Source organism: Acinetobacter guillouiae, from assembly GCF_002370525.2.
Classification (GTDB): Bacteria; Pseudomonadota; Gammaproteobacteria; order Pseudomonadales; family Moraxellaceae; genus Acinetobacter; species Acinetobacter guillouiae.
Genome location: NZ_AP014630.1, coordinates 156954 through 177219 on the forward strand (window position 1 = coordinate 156954; position 20266 = coordinate 177219).

A 20266-nucleotide genomic window follows, 5' to 3' on the forward strand; every position below is an offset into this window, starting at 1 on the left:
AGAAAAAGATGATGTTCCAACAAAAAATGTTTTCAAAAACACTTCTCGCTGTGGCAATGATGGGGAGCATTGCGCTGACAGCTTGCTCAAAGCCCGCAGATAAAACGGAAGCGAAACCCGCAGCAGAAAATAAATCGGCAACTGCCACAAGCGGTGACACAATTAAAGTGGGCATCTTGCATTCACTGTCTGGAACCATGGCAATCTCTGAAACGTCGCTTAAAGATACGGCACTCATGGCAATCAATGAAATTAATGCCAAAGGTGGGGTGATGGGTAAAAAGCTTGAGCCTGTTGTCGTCGATCCTGCATCAGACTGGCCATTATTTGCTGAAAAAGCCCGCCAGTTAATAACTCAGGACAAAGTCGCTGTCATTTTTGGCTGCTGGACTTCAGTTTCTCGTAAATCAGTGTTACCAGTTGTAGAGGAGCTCAATGGTCTGTTGTTCTATCCAGTGCAATACGAAGGCCAAGAACAGTCTAAAAATATTTTCTATACAGGCGCAGCACCTAACCAACAAGCGATTCCTGCTGTTGAATATTTAATGGGTGAAGAGGGAGGTAAGGCACAACGTTTTGTCTTATTAGGTACTGACTACGTCTACCCGCGAACCACCAACAAAATTTTACGTGCATTCTTAAAGTCTAAAGGTGTTGCCGATGCAGACATCATGGAAGAATACACGCCATTTGGACACAGTAATTATCAAACCATCGTCGGCAATATTAAGAAATTTGCTGCGGGTAAAAAGACCGCGGTTATTTCCACCATCAATGGTGATTCTAATGTACCGTTCTATCGTGAATTGGGTAACCAAGGCATAAAAGCTTCGGATATTCCTGTGATGGCCTTTTCAGTCGGTGAAGAAGAATTACGCGGGATCGACACCAAACCACTGGTCGGGCATTTGGCATCGTGGAACTACTTCATGTCTGTGAAGAATCCAGTAAATACCGAATTCGTCAATAAGATGAAGCAATATGCAGTGGAATATAAGCTACCCAATGCCAGTAAATTGGTGACCAATGACCCAATGGAAGCCACCTACGTTGGTATCAATATGTGGAAACAAGCCGTTGAAAAAGCGGGAACAACGGATGTAGACAAAGTCCGTGAAGCGATGGCGGGTCAAAGCTTTAAAGCACCGTCAGGCTATACCTTAAGTATGGATGCCAGCAATCATCACTTACATAAGCCTGTAATGATCGGACAAATTCGTGGTGATGGGCAATTTGATGTGGTTTACAAGAGTCCTCAACCGATCAAAGCGGAACCATGGAGCCCGTACATTCCTAAATAAAGACTTTACGACCCCAAAAGCCTGCTACATGTGTAGTGGGCTTAACTGATGACTCAACTTTAAAGGTCATTGTATTTAAACAAAAATAGGGGGAGTTGCACATGTCACTTAGACTGAAACTCGCAGCACTTTTTTTTACGATCTCTCAATTATTTATTATTCAACAGATTTTTGCTGAATCTGTGCCAGTAGCGCAATCGTCATCAGCTCAGACAGCAGCAAGTCATGATGATGTCATTCAAAAATTTGTACGTGCAGATTTTGCAAAGCGTAGAGCGATGCTGAATCAATGGCCAGCAAGTATTGAAGAACTTGATAAGCTGGTGGCTTATGTTGAAAACGACGAGCTTTATACCGACAGTTCGGGCAATACCTACATCATGAAAGCTGGAGATAAGCTGTTCAGTTATCCAGATGAACAGGCAATTACTGATTGGCCAGGTGATTTAAATCAAGTGACGCTGGTCAACACTTTGCATAAAGCCTTAAGTTTTGGTCAGGCGAAGATCAAGTTACAGTCCCCAGATGCATCACAGCGATTGGCTGCGATTGATATCTTGGAAAATAATTTAGATGAACTGGATATCAAGGTCATCAACCAACTTTATCTCAATGAAAAAAATAATAAAGTGAAGGCACGTTTAGCCCAGTTAAAAGCACGAATTGATTTTAATAGTCCAGATACACTCACCAAAATTCAGGCGGTTAAAACGCTAAAAGATTCTAGTCGTCCTGATGTTCTGGCGATCATCGAACAAGCGCTAACACAGCCAAACTTAAATCCAGAATTAAAGGCTGCATTGGTCAGTGCGCAAAGTAGTATTAAAACCCGCATTCAAGCCAGTGAATGGACAGGACATGTTTTTTCAGGCTTCAGTACTGCAAGTATTTTATTGCTTGCAGCATTAGGGCTGGCGATTACTTATGGCCTACTCGGTGTGATCAATATGGCGCATGGCGAGTTGATCATGATCGGTGCTTATACCACTTATGTGGTGCAAAGTTTCTTTAAAACTCATTTGGCTGCTTATGTGGATTGGTACCTGATTGCAGCAATTCCAGCAGCGTTTTTAGTTAGTGCTTTGATTGGCATGTTAATTGAACGAACCGTGATTCGTCCGTTGTATGGCCGTCAGTTAGAAACCTTGTTGGCGACCTTCGGTGTCAGCCTTATTTTGATGCAATTGGTACGGATGATTTTTGGTGCGCAAAATGTGGAAGTATCAAATATTTCATGGCTTTCAGGTGGAATTTCACTTACACCTAGTTTGATGCTGCCCTATAACCGTATCGCGATCATCGTTTTCACCATCGCTGTATTACTTTTACTGGTTTACCTGCTTAATAAAACCCGATTTGGTCTATTCGTCCGTGCGGTTACGCAAAACCGTCAGATGGCGCGTGCTGTCGGTATCCGTTCTGCACGAATCGATATGATGGCCTTTGGTCTGGGTTCAGGACTTGCAGGACTGGCAGGCTGTGCCTTGGCACAAGTTGGCAATGTCGGACCTGACCTAGGGCAAAACTATATTATTGATGCTTTCCTTGTGGTTGTTGTGGGTGGTGTTGGTCAGGTTTGGGGCGCTGTGCTTGCCGCATTAGGTTTAGGTGTGAGTGGAACAATTCTCGAAATTGGTATGGGCGCAGTGCTCGCCAAAATTATTCTCTTGGTTCTTGTGATTCTGTTTATTCAAAAACGCCCACAAGGTTTATTCGCTATCAAAGGTCGTTTTGTGGAGTAAGCCTATGAAAATCACATCATTACTTTCAGATAAACCCTATAGTGCAATTGCCATTGCTGTATGTTTCGCTGTGATGCTGATTCTGCCGTGGTTTCATGTGTTGCCACAAGATTCAGCCTTACACCTCTCAGCATACTGGGTGACTTTGATTGGCAAAATCATGTGTCTCGCCTTGGTTGCACTGGCTTTGGATCTAGTTTGGGGTTATGCCGGCATCCTGAGTTTAGGGCATGGGTTATATTTTGCTTTGGGTGGTTATGCTTTTGGTATGTATCTGATGCGAGAGTCAGCAGGCGAGCAATTGCCTGACTTTATGCGTTTTCTCAGTTGGACTGAGCTGCCTTGGTACTGGGTCGGAACCCAGCACTTCTTATGGGCTTTGGCTTTGGTGATTTTGGTACCAGGCGTGATTGCCTTTATCTTTGGATTCTTTGCATTTCGTTCCAAAATTAAAGGTGTGTATTTTTCGATTATCACCCAAGCCATGACTTTTGCTGCTGCACTTTTGTTCTTCCGCAATGAAACAGGTTTTGGCGGGAACAATGGCTTTACTGGATTTAAAACCATTCTTGGGATGGATATTACCTCTGCTTCTATGCGAGCAACATTATGTTTCCTTACTGCCTTAGTGTTGTTACTCAGCTTTATCGGCTTACGTAGTTTAATGAATAAGCCTTATGGTCGAGTGTTGGGGGCAATCCGTGATAGCGAAAACCGTTTGCAATATTTAGGCTATCGTACCCTGTGGTACAAACTGTCGGCATGGGTCCTTTCAGCGGTGATTGCCGGAATTGCAGGTGCATTGTATGTCCCACAAGCAGGCATCATTAATCCAAGCGAAATGAATCCTGTGAATTCGATTGAAATGGCGGTTTGGGTTGCAGCAGGTGGTCGTGGCACATTGATTGGCCCAATTCTAGGTGCAGGTCTGATCAATGGAGTTAAAACCTATTTTACCGTTGCATATCCTGAAATATGGTTATTGATCCTTGGTGCATTATTTATCGTTGTAACCATCTTCCTCCCTAAAGGGGTGATTGGATTGCTTGAGCGCTTTAAAAAGGAGGATCACTAATGTCAGAGCTATTGTCAGATTTGGGCTTAAATTCGCAACATGGTGGCCAAATCGGTGAGGGTTATGGTCGTCCTAAAGCTGAAGGTGCTGATTTCAGTCATGGTATTGCACTTTATTTAGAGAAAGTCAGTGTATGGTTTGATTCTTTCCGCGCTTTAAATGATTTGTCTCTTTACATTGAAGAAGGGGAGTTGCGCTGCATTATTGGACCAAATGGTGCGGGGAAAACCACGCTGATGGATGTGATCACCGGTAAAACACGTCCTACCGAAGGTTCTGCCTTTTTTGGTCAAAACTATGATCTTGCCAAAATGAGTACTGAACAAATTGCAGAAGCGGGTATTGGGCGTAAGTTTCAGAAACCGACTGTATTTGAAAATTTTACTGTGATGGAAAATCTGCTCCTTGCTGCACCAAAAGACAAAACCGTGAAAAAAAGTTTTTTCAGTAAGTTAAGTCCCGATGCACAGTTGGCTTTGGATGAATCTTTGCAACAGATTCGTTTACAAGAGTTTATTCAAAAGCCTGCGGGATTGTTATCACATGGTCAAAAGCAGTGGCTAGAGATTGGCATGCTGTTGATGCAACGACCTAAACTGATCTTGTTGGATGAGCCTGTAGCGGGAATGACCGATGCTGAAACTGAACGGACAGCAGAGTTATGTTTGGAATTAAAAAAGAATCATACCTTGGTTGTGGTCGAGCATGATATGAGCTTTATCGACACCATTAGTGAGAAAGTCACGGTCCTTGCGCAAGGCGCCATTCTTGCAGAGGGAACCTTGGCGGAAGTACAAGCCAATGAAGATGTGATTGAAAAGTATTTAGGACGTTAAGGGGAGCAACATGCTAGAAATAAAAGACGTCAATCAATTTTATGGGGGCAGTCACATTCTCCGTGATGTGACTTTAACTGCGCCGATTGGAGAGTGTTCCGTAGTTTTAGGACGGAATGGTGTGGGTAAAACCACCTTATTAAAATGTTTGATGGGAATTTTACCGATTAAGTCTGGGCAAATCTTATTGGATGGTAAAGACATTGCTAAAATGAGCCCTGAACAGCGTGTACGTGCGGGTTTGGCCTATGTTCCTCAAGGGCGTGATATTTTTTCTACACTCACAGTAGAGGAAAATATTTTGATCGGCATGGCAAAATTTTCAGGTGCAAAAACCCGTAAAGTCCCTGAGCATTTATATGAAATTTTTCCTGTCTTAGATGAAATGAAACATCGTCGAGGCGGTGATTTATCGGGTGGGCAGCAACAGCAATTGGCCATTGCACGTGCTTTAGCCTCCGAACCGAAAGTTTTGATTTTAGATGAGCCGACCGAAGGAATTCAGCCTTCGATTATTAAAGATATTGGTCGAGTGATTCGCAAATTGGCTGATGGTGGCGAAATGGCGATTGTACTGGTCGAGCAATTCTATGATTTTGCCGAGGAATTGGCAGATAACTATACCGTGATGGCACGTGGTCAAGTGGTGGCACAAGGCATTGGTGAAGAAATGACTGAAAAGGGGATTCGTGATTTAGTGGCGATTTGATGGTTAATGAGGAATGAAGCTCTCAACTCATAAAATGAATAGTGAGAACTTCATTCTTTTCAAGCCTTGTATTCGATTAAGCCTAAACGAATACACATGAAAATAGTCTAGATTTCTGTATTTTCATTCCACAGAAAATAACCACCATATTGGCTTGATCTGAATTCTCCACCCACAGTTTTACCTTGTTCAGTTAAATAATGTTTACCGCCATCGTTTAAAGTTAAAAAACCTTTTTCTACAAGTTTATCTAATAATTCAGGCGTTTTAAGCTTATGTTTAGCAGCAAGTTTTGAGGAAGTTAATTTACTTGGATTCTCTAATAGCTCTTTTGAATTATCTTCCACTTCTTCTGTTTTGACTTCATCAAGAGAAATTCGAACCTCATCGCTAATACGAATGATACGTTGAGCTTCTTCATAGGCATCTTTATATACGTCAGTATCATCTTCTTTATTGATTAAGATCCCCATTTCATTATTATTTACTTGGCTAAATTCATATAAATTTAAGCTGGAAATAATGCAACTTGTTTCATTTAAATAACATTTAGCATGAAGATTTTTGCAGAAACTTACTCGAACATAATCTAATTTTTGCATCCATTTAATTTCATCAGGATGTAAATCGCTTTTCCCATAAATGATCCGAATATCAATTTTTAAACGATTTTTATCCTCTAATAATTCTTTGATACGGTCATTAAGCCGAAGATAAGGGCTAATTAAAATCAGTCTTTCTTTTGCATTTTTTATTAATTCTTCTAAGAAAAAATTTGTACCGCTCGTATTTAGAAATTTTGCCATTTTTCACCCAATTATTATGTATTAAGTAAAGGATATTAAAGCATATAATACAACAAACTAAACTATTTCAAATTCCGAATCAAAATTTTATTGAGGCTCAACTTTCTGATAATAGCCCGTTGATGAAACATTCATGCCAAAACCACAATCGGCTTGTTCATTTAATTCTTTCACTTCAATAAAATTGCCTAAAGAGGCGTTATAAGTGAAATTGATGTCAATTTGACAATTTTCAAAACGATAGTTTGCTTTCTTGGCATGAAGTGGCATTTCTGTTTCAAACTCGCCAATATTTGGACCATAAAGTAGGCTTCGAGCACCCATCCATAGACCAGTGAATTGAATGAGATATTTCTGATCACGTTTTTTAATGGTGATATTGTTCCATTCGCCAAAACCTGCATAACTGGCATATTCTCCTGTTAAGTCATTGTTTGGTTTTGGTGTTACTAACTTTTTTAAATTAAATTGACTGGTTTTTGTGGGTTTAATTTGAAACCACGCTCTTGCCCATAAGGGTTGATTGAGTTTGCTATACGTTAAACCCACATTATTATTGGCAATGTCGATGTCATTATCTGAAACCCGAATGCCAGTGTCTTCTTCACCCACAGACTGACAAAAAGCACTCCAAGATGCTTGTCTTTGAAACTGATCAAGCGCTTTTTTATAGTTTTTCTGGTCGTAAAATTTTTGTCCCAATTTACGATATTGACTGAGTTTGGCACAACCCTGTTTTATATTTTGTTCATCGTAGTCAGCAGCATGGCTTGATGTATTAAGTATCAATGCAAATGGTGCCAATAGACTGATTATCATTTTATTCATCGATATTCGCTCTGAAGTTCAGCAATATTGTTTATGGTTATACAACAGATTTTGAAAAAGCGACAAAAAAATTTTACGACTGATGCTGTATAAATACTGCTCTATTTTAATCAAAATTTAATTGCATCAACACCAAATCACGCCACTTCCCAAATTTTTGTCCGACTTGTGGCATATAACCTGTTTGTTTAAATCCGAGTTGTTGGTGTAGATAAATCGAACCAGTATTTTCATGGTCAATTGCAGCAACCATAACATGGATATTGTGCTGTTGAGCATGTTCAATCAATTTCAGCATTAAGCGTTTGCCGAGCCCTTGTCGAGTAAATTCTGGGTCGATATAAACAGAGTGCTCAACTGTATATAGATAACCGTTGATTGCTCTAAAGCTTGCATAATCAGCATAGCCTGCAATGGCATGAGTCGCTGTTTCTTCAGCAACAAAAAGTGGAAATTGCTGTTGTTGTAATTCTAGAAACCACTGCTGGTAATCTGCAAAAGTCTTTAATTGGCTGTTCCATGTTGCTAAACCTGTTGCAATTTCATGATTATAAATACGCATAATCTCAGTTAGGTCAGAAGCTTGAGCGGGGCGGATCTGAAAATTCATGGATACAGGTCAATGGAAAATTGATAGGAGTATTCTAAAAAGAATTATTTTTAAGGGCAATAAAAAAAGCAAAACCGAAGTTTTGCTTTCTGATCAATGGATTTAGCTCAGTCTTAGAAATGATACTTGATTAAAGCACTGACATTATTTTCATCTTTGTCTGGAACACCATATTTGTTGTGCCATACAGAGTGTTCAACACCAAGATATAGACGCGTATCTGGAGAAATGTGTTTACCCGCATTCCATTTCCATTGTGTCGTCCAGTTCAACTCGCTTGAGTGAGAAACTTGATCTTTTTCTGCAGTTGACCAATCCAAGAAACCATCTACAAGGAATTCTTCAGATGCAATTTTAAATGGAATTCCATAAGTAAATGTCAATTGATAGTCATCTTCTTGGATTTCATTATTGGCACGGTAGAAATTTAATTGCGCATATTGAAAATAAGGAATGGCTAAATCAACACCAACACCGTATAGGTAGTTGTTCATGTCTTTACCACCTTCCCAAGTGGTCGCGATTAATACGTCTTTAATTGGGCCTAATTCAAGTTTTTTCCCAGAAACAGCACCTAAGCTAAGACGGGGAGAAACCTCAAAATAAGTATCCGACTGACCATCACTGTTGGTACGGTCAGCAAAGGCAAAGAAATCACCGTATTTAAGTTTGGCAGCATACTCAAAAGTGATGGTAGATTGTTTCTCATCTGGTGTTAATTCATAGTTTTCACCATAAAGACCAGTAATACTAAAATCTTGCCAAACAGGCGCAGCTTGAGCCAAAGTTGCAGTTGAAGCGATTGCGCAGATAGCCGCAATTTGTGTAAGTTTCATGAATTCTTCCTTTCCCCCAAGAAAAGCGCTTCAAGAATACAGATTCTTAAATAAAAATAAAGCGAAAATTAGATGGAATGAAAATAAATATGTAAACATCAAGAGGTGAAATGTTTTAAAACGTGAGTCGCATATTTAAAGCAAAGATTTATAATTTATATCCATTAAAAGCTTAAGAATTAAACATAGTTGATGTTTTTAGTCAGAATTAGTCATTAAAAAATCAATTAAATCATTTACTTATAAAGTAACGTAACAAGATGTCATTTTTCATATTCTTTTCATAAAAAAGTTAAAAATCTACTTGCATATTTTCCAATATGGCCTGATATTGAATGTATAAGAACACCTATCTGCAGATCGTTAAAAGTGTTCATCTTTGCAATAGAGGAGTTACGGTTCCAATTTATTGTAGGTGAAAAGCTGTCTTATACAGCAGGCGCAAAGTGTGCCGAAAATATAAGTTTTGCACTCGTTTTTTGATTAGAAAGAGGATGTTTTTTATGAATATAGAAATCCGTACAGATAAAAATATTAGAAATAGTGATCGTTTAATTACTTACGTACGCGATGAGCTAAATCAAGAATTCCAACGTCATAGCGAACGTATTACCCAGTTTTCAGTTCATATCAGTGATGAGAACGGTGACAAAGGTGGGGCGGATGATATCCAGTGTATGATTGAGGTCAAAGCAGCGGGTTTGAAGCCAGTCGTGGTAAAACATCGAGCGAAAAACATTGATCTTTCATTACACGGTGCGATAGATCGCGTAAAGCGTAGCCTAGAGCACGTATTAGAAAAAATTGAAAATCCACGTGGTGGAAAACTAGAACTTGCTGATGCAGATGAAGCATGATCTGATAAAAAGCCCTTCGGGGCTTTTTTATGGTCTTCAATTTTATTGTTCTAAAAGAGTTATGGATTGTCTTCTTTGTCATAAATGAACAATAAATGCCATTTATAAAATAAAAGCGACACGATTAAAATTTTTCAAAGCTATTTTAAAAATATTCGTCATAATGCTGTATAGGAATAGAATAGTGAGATCAACATGTTATCAGCACAACAACAAGTCTTTATACAGGCTTTAGAAGATTTAGACCTTGCTCAAGTCAAACGTTTGCTTGCAGATGGATTTGATCCTAACTTTATGGAGCCTGAAAAAGGGCCAGCTGTTTCAATTTGGTCAGATGGATTGTTTAAATGGTGGGAAAAAATTTGTGATGCTTATGAAGCAGGTGATCCTTTAACAGCAGAACAAAAAGCGCAAGATTTACAACCACATTTAGATATCTTGGATGCTCTAATAAATGCCAAAGCAAATTTTTATTTGTGGGATGCTGAAGAATGCTATGGTCCATTGTGGGATGCTGCAAGCGCAGCCTGTGTACCTGCAATTGACAAGCTTTTAGATCATAAGGTTGATCCGAATACCAAAGATGAAGAAGGTAAAACCATTTTATCTTCGATCAGTGATTTGTTCTTTGATTGTGAATTTGATCAAATAGATTGGTCTCAGGCTTTACCTGAAGAGAAAGAATCTTTAGAGTTACTACGTAGTCGCGGTGCGAAAATGTCCAAAGAATTATCGTAAATTTTGAGTCTTGATATGGCAATTTTAAATAGAATCACATTAGCCCTTGCTTCGAGTCTAAGTATAAGCGCAATGGCAGCAGAATTTTCTTTTGATCGTCCTGGAACAGGTTTCGGAACAGGAATCACGCCAGTGGGTCAATTGGCTTGGGAGCAAGGTCTTCCAAGTGCGACCTATACAGAAACTAAAGTAGATGGCGCAAAAGCAAAAACTGTCACCCTCAATGGCGATATGCTGCTCCGTACTGGTTTAACCTCAAGTATGGAATTACAGTTAGGCTGGCAGGGTCCAGCTTGGACACAAACCAAATACAAAGGCATGAAAGAGGATGACTCTGGCTTAGGTGATGTTTCTATTGGGATTAAAAAAGCCATCGACTTAAAAGATGACAAATTATCTATGGCGATTTTGGCTCAAGCCTTGATTGCAACGGGCAATGATGGTTTTAGTGAAGAAGATGATATTTATAGCATCGGCACATCATTAGCTTACCAGTATAACGATTTGGTCAATACTGGAATCACCATGAACTATGCTGTGCAAGATGGGCATTGGTCAGTGACCGCTGTACCTACTGTCGGTTATAAAATTGCAGGTAATCTTTCAGGATTCTCTGAGTTTGTTTATTCAAAAACAGAGAGCCAAGACTATAAGTATGGTCTAGGCTCTGGTTTGATCTATGCGGTCAATGAACGTACCCAACTTGATGGAAGTGTGGGTGTCGATTTGGAAGGGCGAGACCGTAGTTATAAAGCTGGTTTAGGTGTTGCATTCTTATTCTAACCAATTCAGTCTGATATCTCGTCAAGGAGTAGTCAATCTACTCCTTGATTTGTTTTAAAAGCGAGCATTTTTGAAATGCTTTTAGAACAGTCTTATCTTGTGTATGCTGAATTCAAAATAAGTAATAAATACAGGAGTATTAGAATGTTAGAACTGTTTATTGGTGATAAAAATTATTCGACGTGGTCGATGCGACCTTGGTTAGTGATTCAGCATTTCAACATTCCATTTACAGAGCATCTTATTGCTTTCGATCACTTTGATGTCGATAGTCAATTTAAACAAAGTATTTTAAAAATAAACCCAACTGGCAAAGTCCCAGCCTTAGTGGACGATGGCTTTTTAATTTGGGATTCTTTGGCGATTTGTGAATATCTGGCAGAAAAGTTTCCTGAAAAACACTTGTGGCCTCAAGACCTAAAACAACGTGCGCGTGCAAGATCGATGTCCGCTGAAATGCATAGTAGTTTTATGTCTTTGCGTAGTTGTTGTGATATGAATTTAGATGCTGATTTAAAGCATATTGGTGCACAACTTTGGCAGGAAAATTTAAAACTACAGCACGATGTAAAACGGATTGAACAATTATGGTCGGAGCGACCACACCCTGACAGTTTTTTATGTGCTGATGAATTTACGATTGTCGATGCTTTTTATGCGCCAGTTGTGATGCGGTTTATGGGTTATGGCATTGCAGTATCAGCAAACAGTCAACGTTATATCGATAAGATATTAGCCGTCCCTGCTGTACAGCAATGGATAGCAGAAGCGCAAGCAGAATTTCGATTTGTAGCATGTGAAGAGCAATATCGCAGTCAGGTTTAATCTATTGAATACTGCTAAGCTATTTCATTGATTTGAGCGCGGTAGAGCTGTACTTGATTGCGCCCAGACTGTTTGGCCCGATATAGCGCTTTGTCTGCCAGATGAATAATTTTACTAATATTGTCATCGTCACTGGAGGTGGCAATACCAAAACTGGCGGTCAGCTGAACATAATGATGATCAAGGGATTCAAGCACTTGGTTTTGAATCGCCAATCGACAGTGTTCAGCAAGTGCTTGAGCAATGTTTAAAGAGGTTTCAGGTAAGGCAATAATAAATTCTTCACCGCCATAACGAGCCACAATATCCGACTGACGAATGTGAGATGATAATAATTTGGCAACTTGACACAATGCTTCATCACCAAAATGATGTCCATATAAGTCATTGATTTCTTTAAAATGATCAATATCAATCAAGATAATGGCATATTCGGTTTGCTTATTTTGGATATCATCAAGCTTTTCATTAAAAAAACGACGATTATATAAATTGGTCAGTGGGTCCGTTTCACTGAGTTTTTTGATTAATGATTCTCTATATCGCCATTGCGACAGTAAAATTTCACATAAAATCAAACATACAATTAAAATAGGGACAATAAAATACAGCATCGTCCCCACCCAGAACGCGTTATCATGTCGATTATTTTCCAATATGTGTTCATTAAAGATGGGGGCGTATGGAATGATGCGCCAATAGGTACAGAACATCATTGAAATATAGAACAGCAGGGCAGTGCTAATTTGAAGATAAATAATTTTTCTATTGAATAAGATTAAACCCACACCAGAAATACACACGAATGCAAAAACAGTGGCTGGACTATAGATACCGACAAGAAAGCCATCAGCAAGCATTAAGATAATAAAAATACTGATGACGATATGGGGGAGGATGGTATTTGCCCATTTTTTATTCTGAAAGAAATAACAAAATGCGATCAGGAAAAAAAGCAGTAGGGTGGAGCCAGCGTTGACCACAAGTTGTGAACGAATCAAGGAGATATTGACCCATTGCCAAGTTTCTGGATTGAATAAAATAAAAACTTTCCACGCAATCCATGATAAATGAAGGGCAACAGTCAGGAACAGAATCAAGATACATTTATGTAAACTGCTCCAATTCATAATGATATTTGAATCTAATTGTTGTTTCAGCTTTTGCCAGTAATGATTAAGTCTTATATTTGATACCTTCATTCATAATTATTCCAGGGTTTTTTAAGCTGTAATTCATTAAGTACTGATTAATAAATTTTTAAATTATAGTGATTAAAATTTATTAAAACAAAGAATTGTTATCATTTATTTGTTAATAAATGGGTATTTTATTATTAATATAAAGTAAATAGTGGTGTAATTAATTTTTAATTATACTGCTATTTTAAGATAAAACACCTGTGCCCGTATAACAAGCTTTGCGATTGGTTTTCGCAATATATAGTGCTTGATCTGCTTGTTGTAACACCGCATTACTCATGCTGTCATGTTTAGAAACAGATGCACCACAACTTGTTTGAAGTGGAATGACTTTGTTATTGATCTTTAAATCATAATGATTCATTAAAAGTGATAGACGATCTGCGATATGATGAGCTTGATCTTGAGTAACATCACTGAGAATTAAAATAAATTCAGATTCGCTATAACGACCAACAAGATCTGTTTCACGAATATTTTGTAATAACTCTTGGGCGATTGCGGCTAAAGCCTTATGTGCGATTTTTAGAGTGTATTTATTCTTGATTTCACACCAGTTATCCACACTGAGTAAAACGATACCAAAATTTGATTCAGTCTGAGGATGTAACTCTTTTAAATAGGTATTAATTGCAAACTGATTATAAATACCTGTATGTGGGTCGATTTCCAGATTATTACTGAGTTGGTTTTTATGGATTAATTTGGCAATAAAAGAATGTTTCAATACTTGATTGAATAAGGAATGAATTTTACGTCGTTTTTCTGAATAAATTTTATTACGCATAATCTAATCCATCCACACTTGGATTTTTATTGTTGATACTTAGAATGTAGCAACTTATTGGCTTAAACTCAAACTAAAGTTGAAGTAAATACTTGAAGGATATATACATAATTTTAAAAAGTGTGATTAACTTTGTAGTATAGGTTAAGAGTCTATTCGGACTGGGAAAATCCCCTAAAAATAAATTTGACAAGCAATATAGTTCCAATGAATTGTATAATTATTATTCTAGTGAATGCTCATTTTGTTTAAATGGATGATTTTATTTTTAAAGGTGAACAACAGTTTGGCTTTTAAAGCGCTTGTTGTTCACCATTTGGTCAATATTGGGATTAATCTTTATCAATTTTATGAGCGAATTCAGCAATATCTGCTAAAGATTGTTTTGCTTCATCAAACCACGGGCTAAACATTTGGAAATTATGCCACATTCCCGTATACAGCTTGTAATTGACTTGCACGCCTGCAGCTTTGGCTTTCTCTTCAAAACGTTGCGCATCTGACAAAAGAATTTCTTTAGAACCAATTTGAACCAAGGTTGGAGGCAACCCTGCAAAATCTCCGAAAATAGGCGAAAGTGGGGGTAAAGAACGATCCATGTTTTTCGGTACGTAAAAATCAATACCAGATTCAAGTGCTTCGATTGACAGTAAAGCATCATGCTTCTGATTATAGCGTAAAGACTCGCCTGTTAAGGTCAGGTCTAAGAAGGGTGACATCAGGATTAAAGCGCTAGGGAGTTGTTGCTTATTTTCTTCTTTGATTCGTAATGCGAGTGCCAAAGCCAGATTCGCTCCACAAGAATCACCTGACACAATAATGTCTTTCGCTAGCACGCCTTGATCTAAAAGCTGCTGATAAATATCATAAATCGCATCACTTGCTTCAGGGAATTTACTTTCAGGTGCGAGCGGGTAATCGACATGTAAAACTTGCATTTGTGTACGTGCAGCAACTTCAGATAAAAAAGCCCGATGGGTTTTGATAGAACCGACAAAAAACGCTCCACCATGAATATGAAAAATCATTTGAGTCGCATGCGCTTGCGGTTTAATTTCTTCTGCCCGAATCCCCGCAATGCGCAAAGAACGGATCTGTACATCTTTACGTTGTGGAAAAACACGTGCAAGTTGTTCTATTCCAAAACGTGCAGTTGCCGGGGGAAGATTGAAACGACTTGGAAATTTGAAGCTAGATTTAAGAATAGATTCTGTAAGATATTGTTTCAGAGCTGAGTTAATCTTCATGTTCCTTCCATATTGTTAAACTTTTGACTTTATTTTTGTTGATTTATCAACATTTGTTACAAGGGTACACTATATAGTCACATTCAAGAATTGCTAATTCGACGTAAATTTTTGATACTATAAAGTGTCAATTAGACTAGGGAAAACAAAACAATGAAAAAAATTGTACTTGCATTAGGCTTATTATCAGCAACAGTTCTTGCAAATGCTGCGGATCCACTCAATGGAACAGTTTGGAAAACAATTGATGACACAACGAAACAGCCAAAAGCAATTGTGAAATTCACTGAACAAAAAAATGGAACATTGACGGCAACGATTCAAAGTATTTTAACGCCAGGTGAAGAAAACTCTTGTACCAAATGTGAAGGTCCTTACCACAATAAATCATTGAAAGGTGTGACGATTGTCAATGGTCTAAAAAATGTTGGTGGTAAAAACTATGACAATGGTACGATTCTAGATCCTAAAAATGGCAAGACCTATAAACTCAAAGGTGAACTTGCTGGTAATCAGTTAAAGTTACGTGGTTATATGGGTATTTCTGCTTTAGGTCGCAACCAAACTTGGGTGCGTGCAAACTAAGCAGATTGATTCACTGCAACAAAAAGCCTGATCTATTGATCAGGCTTTTTGTTGCTCGATTATTTTTATGTTGAAAGTTTTAAAGCTTTAATTTTATCTTCATCAAAACCAATTACATATTGGCCATTTTGATCAATCACAGGGCGTTTGATTAAACTGGTGTGTGTGGTAAGCGCTTGAATCAGTGCTTGTTCACTCGACAAAGCCAGTTGCTGTTCTTGTTCACTGAGTTTTTTCCACGTTGTGCCTTTTTTATTAAGCACAAGATCTTGCCCAATATGATCGAGCCATTGTTTAACCGTCTCTGCATCTATGCCTTGTTTTTTATAATCATGAAACTCGTAACTCAAGCCAAGTTCAGTCAGTAAATCAAAAGCTTTTTTCATGGAGTTACAATTTTTGATTCCATAAATTTTCAACATGTCTTAACCTAATATTCAATTGTTTGATTTGACAGAAAGAGTAGCAAAATTGCCAATATGTACAGTATAAGAATAGATAAAATATTTTAAAAGGCATGATTGCTGTCATCAGAATTTAACAATTTGCGATTAATATTTTATTGAAGCGAGCAGTAGACTGGCTGATTAAATGATTTAAGTCTAAAAAATAAAAAATTGAAACTAAAGAAAATTGAAATTAAAAAAAGAGAAAACCCGCATCTAATCATCCTGATTATGCGGGTCTCATTACAACGTCCAATGTCACATCCTTGAAAAATAAATATTCGAAATACTTATTTCCTTTTCTTCCTACGGCGTCCTATCCTTTTGCTGTCATCCTGACAATGTCCCTGTGCCGTGCGTGTATAATGCGCTTGTTGATATGAAGAAAATATAAGATAACACGACAAAATTTGTAAGTTATTGCCTTATAATCAGTGAACACTTGTTCACAAAAATGCTCAATTTTTATTTAAAAATTGAGCATAGGGCTGTTTAAATTTGATAATCAATAATCACAGGGGCATGGTCGCTATACCATTCATCTTTATAGACCCAAGCATTGACTGTGCGATCTTTCCAGTCAGGTGAGCATGCTTGATAATCAATTCGCCAACCGACATTTTTCGCACGCGCTTGTCCACGATTGGACCACCAAGAATACAGTTCTGCTTCTTTACGGACTTCACGAAATGTATCGACATAGCCCAGTTCATCATAAATATGATCTAACCAAGCACGTTCATGCGGTAAGCAACCAGACGATTTTTGGTTACCTGACCAGTTTTTAATATCGATTCGTTTATGCACGATGTTGTAATCGCCACATACAATGATTGACTTATCTTCATCACGCCATTGTTTTAAAATTTTTCGATATTCTTCTAAGAAGTGATCTTTACGGGCTTGTGCTTCATCACCTGATGAGCCTGAAGGCAAATACAGCGAGCAGATGTGCACAGGTTTGGCTAAACCGACATCAAATTCCGCGCTAATAAAACGACCTTGGCTATCGGCAAGTTCAAAACCCAAACCATTCTGGATCGATTTAAACGGCAAGCGACTGTAAATCGCTGTACCTGCATAGCCTGATTTTTCCGCAGGGAACAGATGGGTAAACCAACCTTCGGGTTTAAATTTATCGGTCCACTGTTCATGCGTAATACGGCTTTCTTGGATACAGATCACATCTGCATCTGACTTTTCCATCCATTCAAGTAGGCCTTTAGTGACGGATGAACGTAAGCCATTTACGTTAATTGAGACAACTCTTAAAATTTTTTGATCACTTGGATAGCTACTCTTTGGTATCATGCGCAGTCATAACCTCAATGTATGAATTTTGGAGCACCTCATGTCAACGCCAGCTCAGTTTAACCCGCAAGCTTTTATCGAACTCGCATTATCACGTGGTGTGCTTAAATTTGGTGAGTTTACTTTAAAATCAGGCCGTGTGAGCCCTTATTTTTTTAATGCAGGTTTACTCAACGATGGTGAAGCATTATCGCTTTTAGCTCAAGGTTATGCAGATAAATTAACACAATGTAACAACGTTGAAGTGATCTTTGGACCTGCATACAAAGGAATTCCTTTTGTTGCCGCAACAGCTGTGGCTTTGTCACAAGGACATGGTGTAAGTGTGCCTTGGGGCTTTAACCGTAAAGAAGCCAAAGACCATGGTGAAGGCGGGGTATTGGTCGGTGCTTCAGTAGAAGGCAAAAAAGTCTGGATTATTGATGATGTGATTACAGCGGGTACCGCAATTCGTGAAGTTGTCACAATTCTTAAAAATGCAGGTGCGACAATTGCAGGCGTATTGGTTGCGCTAGATCGTCAAGAAAAAGGGCAAGGTCAATTGTCTGCCATCCAAGAAGTTCAACAAGAACTTGAGATTCCGGTGCATGCTTTAATTAGCATGAAAGACTTAATGGATTATCTTGATGCCAAAGGTGAGCAAGATGCTTTAGCAAAAATGGAAGCTTACCGTGTGAAATATGGTATATAAGTTAAAAAAAAGGATAAGATAAGGAGCATAAGCTCCTTATTTTTATGGACTATAAAGGATTAGGTGCCATTTTTAATGTTCATTCTATTGATAATCGTCGTGGTTGCTGTACTTGGCATTATGTTGGTCAAACATATCGACCAACGACGTTGGCAACGTTACCAATTTGAGCGGGATATGTTTTTTCGGCAATATCCATTTCAATGGAAAGGTTTAGAACAGTTTGAGCTGGTTTTAAATATCAACGTGCACGCCCAGAAAAAATTAATCAATGAATTGATGTTAAGAGCATCTGAGAACAGTTATATCAAGAAATCACGTATTCAACGTGAACCTGAATGTTCGAGACAGCAATACTCGATTAAAGTCATGATTCAAGATTTAACCATTGGCCACTTAGAAAAGAAATATGCAGACTTATTGGGAGAAAGTTTAGATCAAACCGATTTTGAAATTGGTCGTCCAATAGAGCTGGATGCTGAAATCATTGTGTTTGAAAAAGATGATATTGAGTTGGGCTGTCGTGTCAAACTGGCCTTACCGCGGGATCCACGGACTGCTCATCAATACCTGATAGAAAATAGCCAACAACAATTTCAAGAAAAATAAGCTTAATCAGCAGGTGAATTGAGCAAGTAGATACTTTGCTCAATCTGTTTTTGGTCTTGCAAGGTGCGGACAATTCGATGGGTTTTAGAATCTTCAACAATAAATTTGAGTGCATACTCCTTTAAATACTGCTGAGCGACCAAGGTGGCGACCAGTTGGTCATGCTGTCTGAAAATTTGAATCTGTAGTGCCTGATCTAAACAATTTTGAAACTGTAAGTCCTTATAGCCATACACCACAGTTGCATCACTGCCTAAGGGGGTAAAGCGTTCATGTTCTTGGTAAATATCAATCGAATGTGAATGTCGTTCTATGATGGTTAAACCCGCTTTTAACGCATTGATATAGAGCAAACAAGAAATTTGACAGATCCCACCACCCAGATCTTCTGAAATTTTTCCATTGACCAGATTACGTCCTGTTTTATAGCCATTGTTTAACGTTGGGGCTGTTACCAAATGCCAAAATGAAAAGATTTGATTTGGCTCAATGACCAAACCGTTTAAGGCCTCAATCGCAAGATCAATGTTATGGGTTTTATTTTCAAAATAATGATTTATCTTGATGCTTTGTTGGGTTGAAATTTGCTGGTCTGCTTGCCACAGTGCTTGATGTTTTAAGGCAAATGGTAGCTTCGAGAAAAGGTGTTCACGACAATACCTGCGTAATAACTGATAAAGCAGTTTCCATGATTTGGGTAAATATTGCCGCATATTCCACCTGCTTATTCTAATTGTTTACTGACGGTTGTTTTTCTAAAACGACAACCAAGTATGATGCATATTCTTTTAAAAATGAACGGCACATCAAGTTGTCTAAGCTTCTAAACAGTGGGCGTAAAATCGTTGGAATACGATGGATAGGGAAAAATAAAAAGCCCTGACTTTCAACCAGCTTCCATTGAGTGCCAAGCAGCTTTTCAATCTCTGCCAATGTCATTTGATGAGCAGCATGCCAGCTTTGTTGTTGATGCTTTACAGCTTGTCGACGTTTGGCGGAGGGGAAATCAAAAATAAGCTTGCCATTGGGTTTTAATTTTTGCTGCGCCTGATTTAGAAATTGTTCTGTGGTTGCGTAGTCTTGATGCATGATCACATGAAAGCTATAAATCACCTCAAGCTGATGATTTTCGATTGGAATTTCAGTCAGAGAGCCTTCAAGCAAAATTTTATGTGGATATTTTTCTCTAGCAACTTTCAGCATTTCAGGGCTGAAATCTACACCGTAATCGGCATAATCGAGTAAACGACCTGTACCACAACCGATATCCATACAATGTGTAGGTGCTGTTTTACCGAGAATACGCTTGAGAAAAGCACGCTCTTGTTGGTCTAAATATTGCCCATAACTGTTGTTAAAACGGTTGTTATCGTAGTCGTGTGCAAGTTGGTTATAGTAATTTTTAATCTCTGAGTCAGGTTGATTCGACATTGAATAACTCT

The 20266-nt window shown here is 38.4% G+C and carries 23 protein-coding genes; 12 read left to right on the forward strand and 11 right to left on the reverse strand.

Translation table 11 applies throughout. From position 1 onward, the window contains the following. Positions 1-11 precede the first annotated feature (11 nt). From urtA to urtE, 5 genes are all read left to right on the forward strand, one after another. Positions 12-1301 carry an urea ABC transporter substrate-binding protein gene (gene urtA, locus AS4_RS00690; RefSeq protein WP_096735463.1) on the forward strand — a complete coding sequence of 430 codons (1290 nt, stop codon included), beginning with the start codon at positions 12-14 and terminating at the stop codon, positions 1299-1301. Positions 1302-1402: 101 nt separating this feature from the next. Further along, positions 1403-3043 (forward strand): urea ABC transporter permease subunit UrtB, encoded by a 1641-nt coding sequence (gene urtB, locus AS4_RS00695; protein WP_096732565.1) that lies wholly within the window; start codon positions 1403-1405, stop codon positions 3041-3043. 4 nt (positions 3044-3047) lie between these two features. Next, the gene (urtC, locus tag AS4_RS00700) at positions 3048-4118 is read left to right on the forward strand and encodes an urea ABC transporter permease subunit UrtC (RefSeq protein ID WP_004718664.1); all 1071 of its coding nucleotides are present in this window, start codon (positions 3048-3050) and stop codon (positions 4116-4118) included. After that, positions 4118-4954: an urea ABC transporter ATP-binding protein UrtD gene (gene urtD / locus AS4_RS00705; protein ID WP_004718659.1), complete on the forward strand. Its 837-nt coding sequence runs from the start codon at positions 4118-4120 to the stop codon at positions 4952-4954. Before urtC ends, urtD begins: the two co-directional genes overlap by 1 nt. A 10-nt stretch (positions 4955-4964) precedes the next feature. Next, the gene (urtE, locus tag AS4_RS00710) at positions 4965-5663 is read left to right on the forward strand and encodes an urea ABC transporter ATP-binding subunit UrtE (RefSeq protein WP_096732567.1); all 699 of its coding nucleotides are present in this window, start codon (positions 4965-4967) and stop codon (positions 5661-5663) included. A gap of 107 nt (positions 5664-5770) precedes the next feature. Here the strand turns inward: urtE and AS4_RS00715 are convergent, their stop codons facing one another. The 4 genes from AS4_RS00715 to AS4_RS00730 all read right to left on the reverse strand — a co-directional run bounded on the left by AS4_RS00715 (position 5771) and on the right by AS4_RS00730 (position 8743). Beyond that, entirely contained in the window at positions 5771-6469 is a 699-nt protein-coding gene (locus AS4_RS00715) for a phospholipase D family protein (RefSeq protein WP_096732569.1), read from the reverse strand. Positions 6470-6556: 87 nt separating this feature from the next. Beyond that, positions 6557-7297, reverse strand: coding sequence for a hypothetical protein (locus tag AS4_RS00720; protein ID WP_096732571.1), 741 nt, complete (start codon positions 7295-7297; stop codon positions 6557-6559). A 106-nt stretch (positions 7298-7403) separates the two neighbouring features. Then, positions 7404-7907 carry a GNAT family N-acetyltransferase gene (locus tag AS4_RS00725; protein WP_096732573.1) on the reverse strand — a complete coding sequence of 168 codons (504 nt, stop codon included), beginning with the start codon at positions 7905-7907 and terminating at the stop codon, positions 7404-7406. A 113-nt stretch (positions 7908-8020) separates the two neighbouring features. Next, positions 8021-8743 (reverse strand): outer membrane protein OmpK, encoded by a 723-nt coding sequence (locus tag AS4_RS00730; RefSeq protein ID WP_096732575.1) that lies wholly within the window; start codon positions 8741-8743, stop codon positions 8021-8023. A 503-nt stretch (positions 8744-9246) separates the two neighbouring features. Between AS4_RS00730 and AS4_RS00735 the strand changes: the two genes are divergently transcribed. The 4 genes from AS4_RS00735 to AS4_RS00750 all read left to right on the forward strand — a co-directional run bounded on the left by AS4_RS00735 (position 9247) and on the right by AS4_RS00750 (position 11946). Then, positions 9247-9600, forward strand: a complete 354-nt coding sequence (locus tag AS4_RS00735) for an HPF/RaiA family ribosome-associated protein (protein WP_004718651.1) — start codon at positions 9247-9249, stop codon at positions 9598-9600. 195 nt (positions 9601-9795) lie between these two features. Beyond that, a complete protein-coding gene (locus tag AS4_RS00740) occupies positions 9796-10338 on the forward strand; it encodes an ankyrin repeat domain-containing protein (RefSeq protein ID WP_034611217.1) in 543 nt (180 codons plus the stop codon). A 15-nt stretch (positions 10339-10353) separates the two neighbouring features. Further along, the gene (locus AS4_RS00745) at positions 10354-11121 is read left to right on the forward strand and encodes a transporter (protein WP_004818363.1); all 768 of its coding nucleotides are present in this window, start codon (positions 10354-10356) and stop codon (positions 11119-11121) included. A gap of 144 nt (positions 11122-11265) precedes the next feature. After that, entirely contained in the window at positions 11266-11946 is a 681-nt protein-coding gene (locus tag AS4_RS00750; protein WP_096732577.1) for a glutathione S-transferase family protein, read from the forward strand. A gap of 14 nt (positions 11947-11960) precedes the next feature. On the opposite strand, the gene AS4_RS00755 is transcribed toward AS4_RS00750, so the two are convergent. The 3 genes from AS4_RS00755 to AS4_RS00765 all read right to left on the reverse strand — a co-directional run bounded on the left by AS4_RS00755 (position 11961) and on the right by AS4_RS00765 (position 15182). Further along, a complete protein-coding gene (locus tag AS4_RS00755; protein WP_227548108.1) occupies positions 11961-13076 on the reverse strand; it encodes a GGDEF domain-containing protein in 1116 nt (371 codons plus the stop codon). A gap of 256 nt (positions 13077-13332) precedes the next feature. Further along, positions 13333-13935 carry a GGDEF domain-containing protein gene (locus AS4_RS00760; RefSeq protein ID WP_096732581.1) on the reverse strand — a complete coding sequence of 201 codons (603 nt, stop codon included), beginning with the start codon at positions 13933-13935 and terminating at the stop codon, positions 13333-13335. Between the two features lie 332 nt (positions 13936-14267). Beyond that, positions 14268-15182 carry an alpha/beta hydrolase gene (locus AS4_RS00765; RefSeq protein WP_096732583.1) on the reverse strand — a complete coding sequence of 305 codons (915 nt, stop codon included), beginning with the start codon at positions 15180-15182 and terminating at the stop codon, positions 14268-14270. A 153-nt stretch (positions 15183-15335) separates the two neighbouring features. Here AS4_RS00765 and AS4_RS00770 point away from each other — a divergent pair, with 153 nt between their 5' ends. After that, a complete protein-coding gene (locus AS4_RS00770; protein ID WP_096732585.1) occupies positions 15336-15767 on the forward strand; it encodes a DUF2147 domain-containing protein in 432 nt (143 codons plus the stop codon). A 65-nt stretch (positions 15768-15832) separates the two neighbouring features. Here AS4_RS00770 and AS4_RS00775 read toward each other — a convergent pair whose 3' ends face one another. Together AS4_RS00775 and AS4_RS00780 are read right to left on the reverse strand one after the other, a co-directional pair. Further along, positions 15833-16189, reverse strand: a complete 357-nt coding sequence (locus AS4_RS00775) for a Spx/MgsR family RNA polymerase-binding regulatory protein (protein WP_096732587.1) — start codon at positions 16187-16189, stop codon at positions 15833-15835. A gap of 516 nt (positions 16190-16705) precedes the next feature. Beyond that, complete coding sequence (locus tag AS4_RS00780; RefSeq protein ID WP_004818376.1) at positions 16706-17524, reverse strand: exodeoxyribonuclease III; 819 nt, start codon at positions 17522-17524, stop codon at positions 16706-16708. Between the two features lie 40 nt (positions 17525-17564). On the opposite strand from AS4_RS00780, the gene pyrE reads away from it, so the two are divergent. Then, the gene (pyrE, locus tag AS4_RS00785; RefSeq protein WP_096732589.1) at positions 17565-18215 is read left to right on the forward strand and encodes an orotate phosphoribosyltransferase; all 651 of its coding nucleotides are present in this window, start codon (positions 17565-17567) and stop codon (positions 18213-18215) included. A gap of 75 nt (positions 18216-18290) precedes the next feature. Further along, a complete protein-coding gene (locus tag AS4_RS00790) occupies positions 18291-18824 on the forward strand; it encodes a hypothetical protein (protein WP_004718640.1) in 534 nt (177 codons plus the stop codon). Between the two features lie 2 nt (positions 18825-18826). Here AS4_RS00790 and AS4_RS00795 read toward each other — a convergent pair whose 3' ends face one another. Both AS4_RS00795 and AS4_RS00800 read right to left on the reverse strand, forming a co-directional pair. Beyond that, positions 18827-19537: a VanW family protein gene (locus tag AS4_RS00795; protein ID WP_096732591.1), complete on the reverse strand. Its 711-nt coding sequence runs from the start codon at positions 19535-19537 to the stop codon at positions 18827-18829. 16 nt (positions 19538-19553) lie between these two features. Then, entirely contained in the window at positions 19554-20255 is a 702-nt protein-coding gene (locus tag AS4_RS00800; protein ID WP_096732593.1) for a class I SAM-dependent DNA methyltransferase, read from the reverse strand. Positions 20256-20266 lie beyond the last annotated feature (11 nt).

Bases quoted from the DNA above. Each gene is read 5' to 3' on its own strand.
- AS4_RS00770 (WP_096732585.1), top strand. From the start codon at position 15,336: ATGAAAAAAATTGTACTTGCATTAGGCTTATTATCAGCAACAGTTCTT.
- AS4_RS00765 (WP_096732583.1), bottom strand. From the start codon at position 15,182: ATGAAGATTAACTCAGCTCTGAAACAATATCTTACAGAATCTATTCTT.
- AS4_RS00715 (WP_096732569.1), bottom strand. From the start codon at position 6,469: ATGGCAAAATTTCTAAATACGAGCGGTACAAATTTTTTCTTAGAAGAA.
- AS4_RS00755 (WP_227548108.1), bottom strand. From the start codon at position 13,076: ATGAATTGGAGCAGTTTACATAAATGTATCTTGATTCTGTTCCTGACT.
- AS4_RS00795 (WP_096732591.1), bottom strand. From the start codon at position 19,537: ATGCGGCAATATTTACCCAAATCATGGAAACTGCTTTATCAGTTATTA.
- AS4_RS00750 (WP_096732577.1), top strand. From the start codon at position 11,266: ATGTTAGAACTGTTTATTGGTGATAAAAATTATTCGACGTGGTCGATG.
- AS4_RS00790 (WP_004718640.1), top strand. From the start codon at position 18,291: ATGTTCATTCTATTGATAATCGTCGTGGTTGCTGTACTTGGCATTATG.
- AS4_RS00745 (WP_004818363.1), top strand. From the start codon at position 10,354: ATGGCAATTTTAAATAGAATCACATTAGCCCTTGCTTCGAGTCTAAGT.
- urtE (WP_096732567.1), top strand. From the start codon at position 4,965: ATGCTAGAAATAAAAGACGTCAATCAATTTTATGGGGGCAGTCACATT.
- AS4_RS00780 (WP_004818376.1), bottom strand. From the start codon at position 17,524: ATGATACCAAAGAGTAGCTATCCAAGTGATCAAAAAATTTTAAGAGTT.
- urtC (WP_004718664.1), top strand. From the start codon at position 3,048: ATGAAAATCACATCATTACTTTCAGATAAACCCTATAGTGCAATTGCC.
- AS4_RS00800 (WP_096732593.1), bottom strand. From the start codon at position 20,255: ATGTCGAATCAACCTGACTCAGAGATTAAAAATTACTATAACCAACTT.
- AS4_RS00775 (WP_096732587.1), bottom strand. From the start codon at position 16,189: ATGTTGAAAATTTATGGAATCAAAAATTGTAACTCCATGAAAAAAGCT.
- AS4_RS00730 (WP_096732575.1), bottom strand. From the start codon at position 8,743: ATGAAACTTACACAAATTGCGGCTATCTGCGCAATCGCTTCAACTGCA.
- AS4_RS00760 (WP_096732581.1), bottom strand. From the start codon at position 13,935: ATGCGTAATAAAATTTATTCAGAAAAACGACGTAAAATTCATTCCTTA.
- AS4_RS00735 (WP_004718651.1), top strand. From the start codon at position 9,247: ATGAATATAGAAATCCGTACAGATAAAAATATTAGAAATAGTGATCGT.
- urtD (WP_004718659.1), top strand. From the start codon at position 4,118: ATGTCAGAGCTATTGTCAGATTTGGGCTTAAATTCGCAACATGGTGGC.
- urtB (WP_096732565.1), top strand. From the start codon at position 1,403: ATGTCACTTAGACTGAAACTCGCAGCACTTTTTTTTACGATCTCTCAA.
- AS4_RS00740 (WP_034611217.1), top strand. From the start codon at position 9,796: ATGTTATCAGCACAACAACAAGTCTTTATACAGGCTTTAGAAGATTTA.
- AS4_RS00725 (WP_096732573.1), bottom strand. From the start codon at position 7,907: ATGAATTTTCAGATCCGCCCCGCTCAAGCTTCTGACCTAACTGAGATT.
- urtA (WP_096735463.1), top strand. From the start codon at position 12: ATGTTCCAACAAAAAATGTTTTCAAAAACACTTCTCGCTGTGGCAATG.
- pyrE (WP_096732589.1), top strand. From the start codon at position 17,565: ATGTCAACGCCAGCTCAGTTTAACCCGCAAGCTTTTATCGAACTCGCA.
- AS4_RS00720 (WP_096732571.1), bottom strand. From the start codon at position 7,297: ATGAATAAAATGATAATCAGTCTATTGGCACCATTTGCATTGATACTT.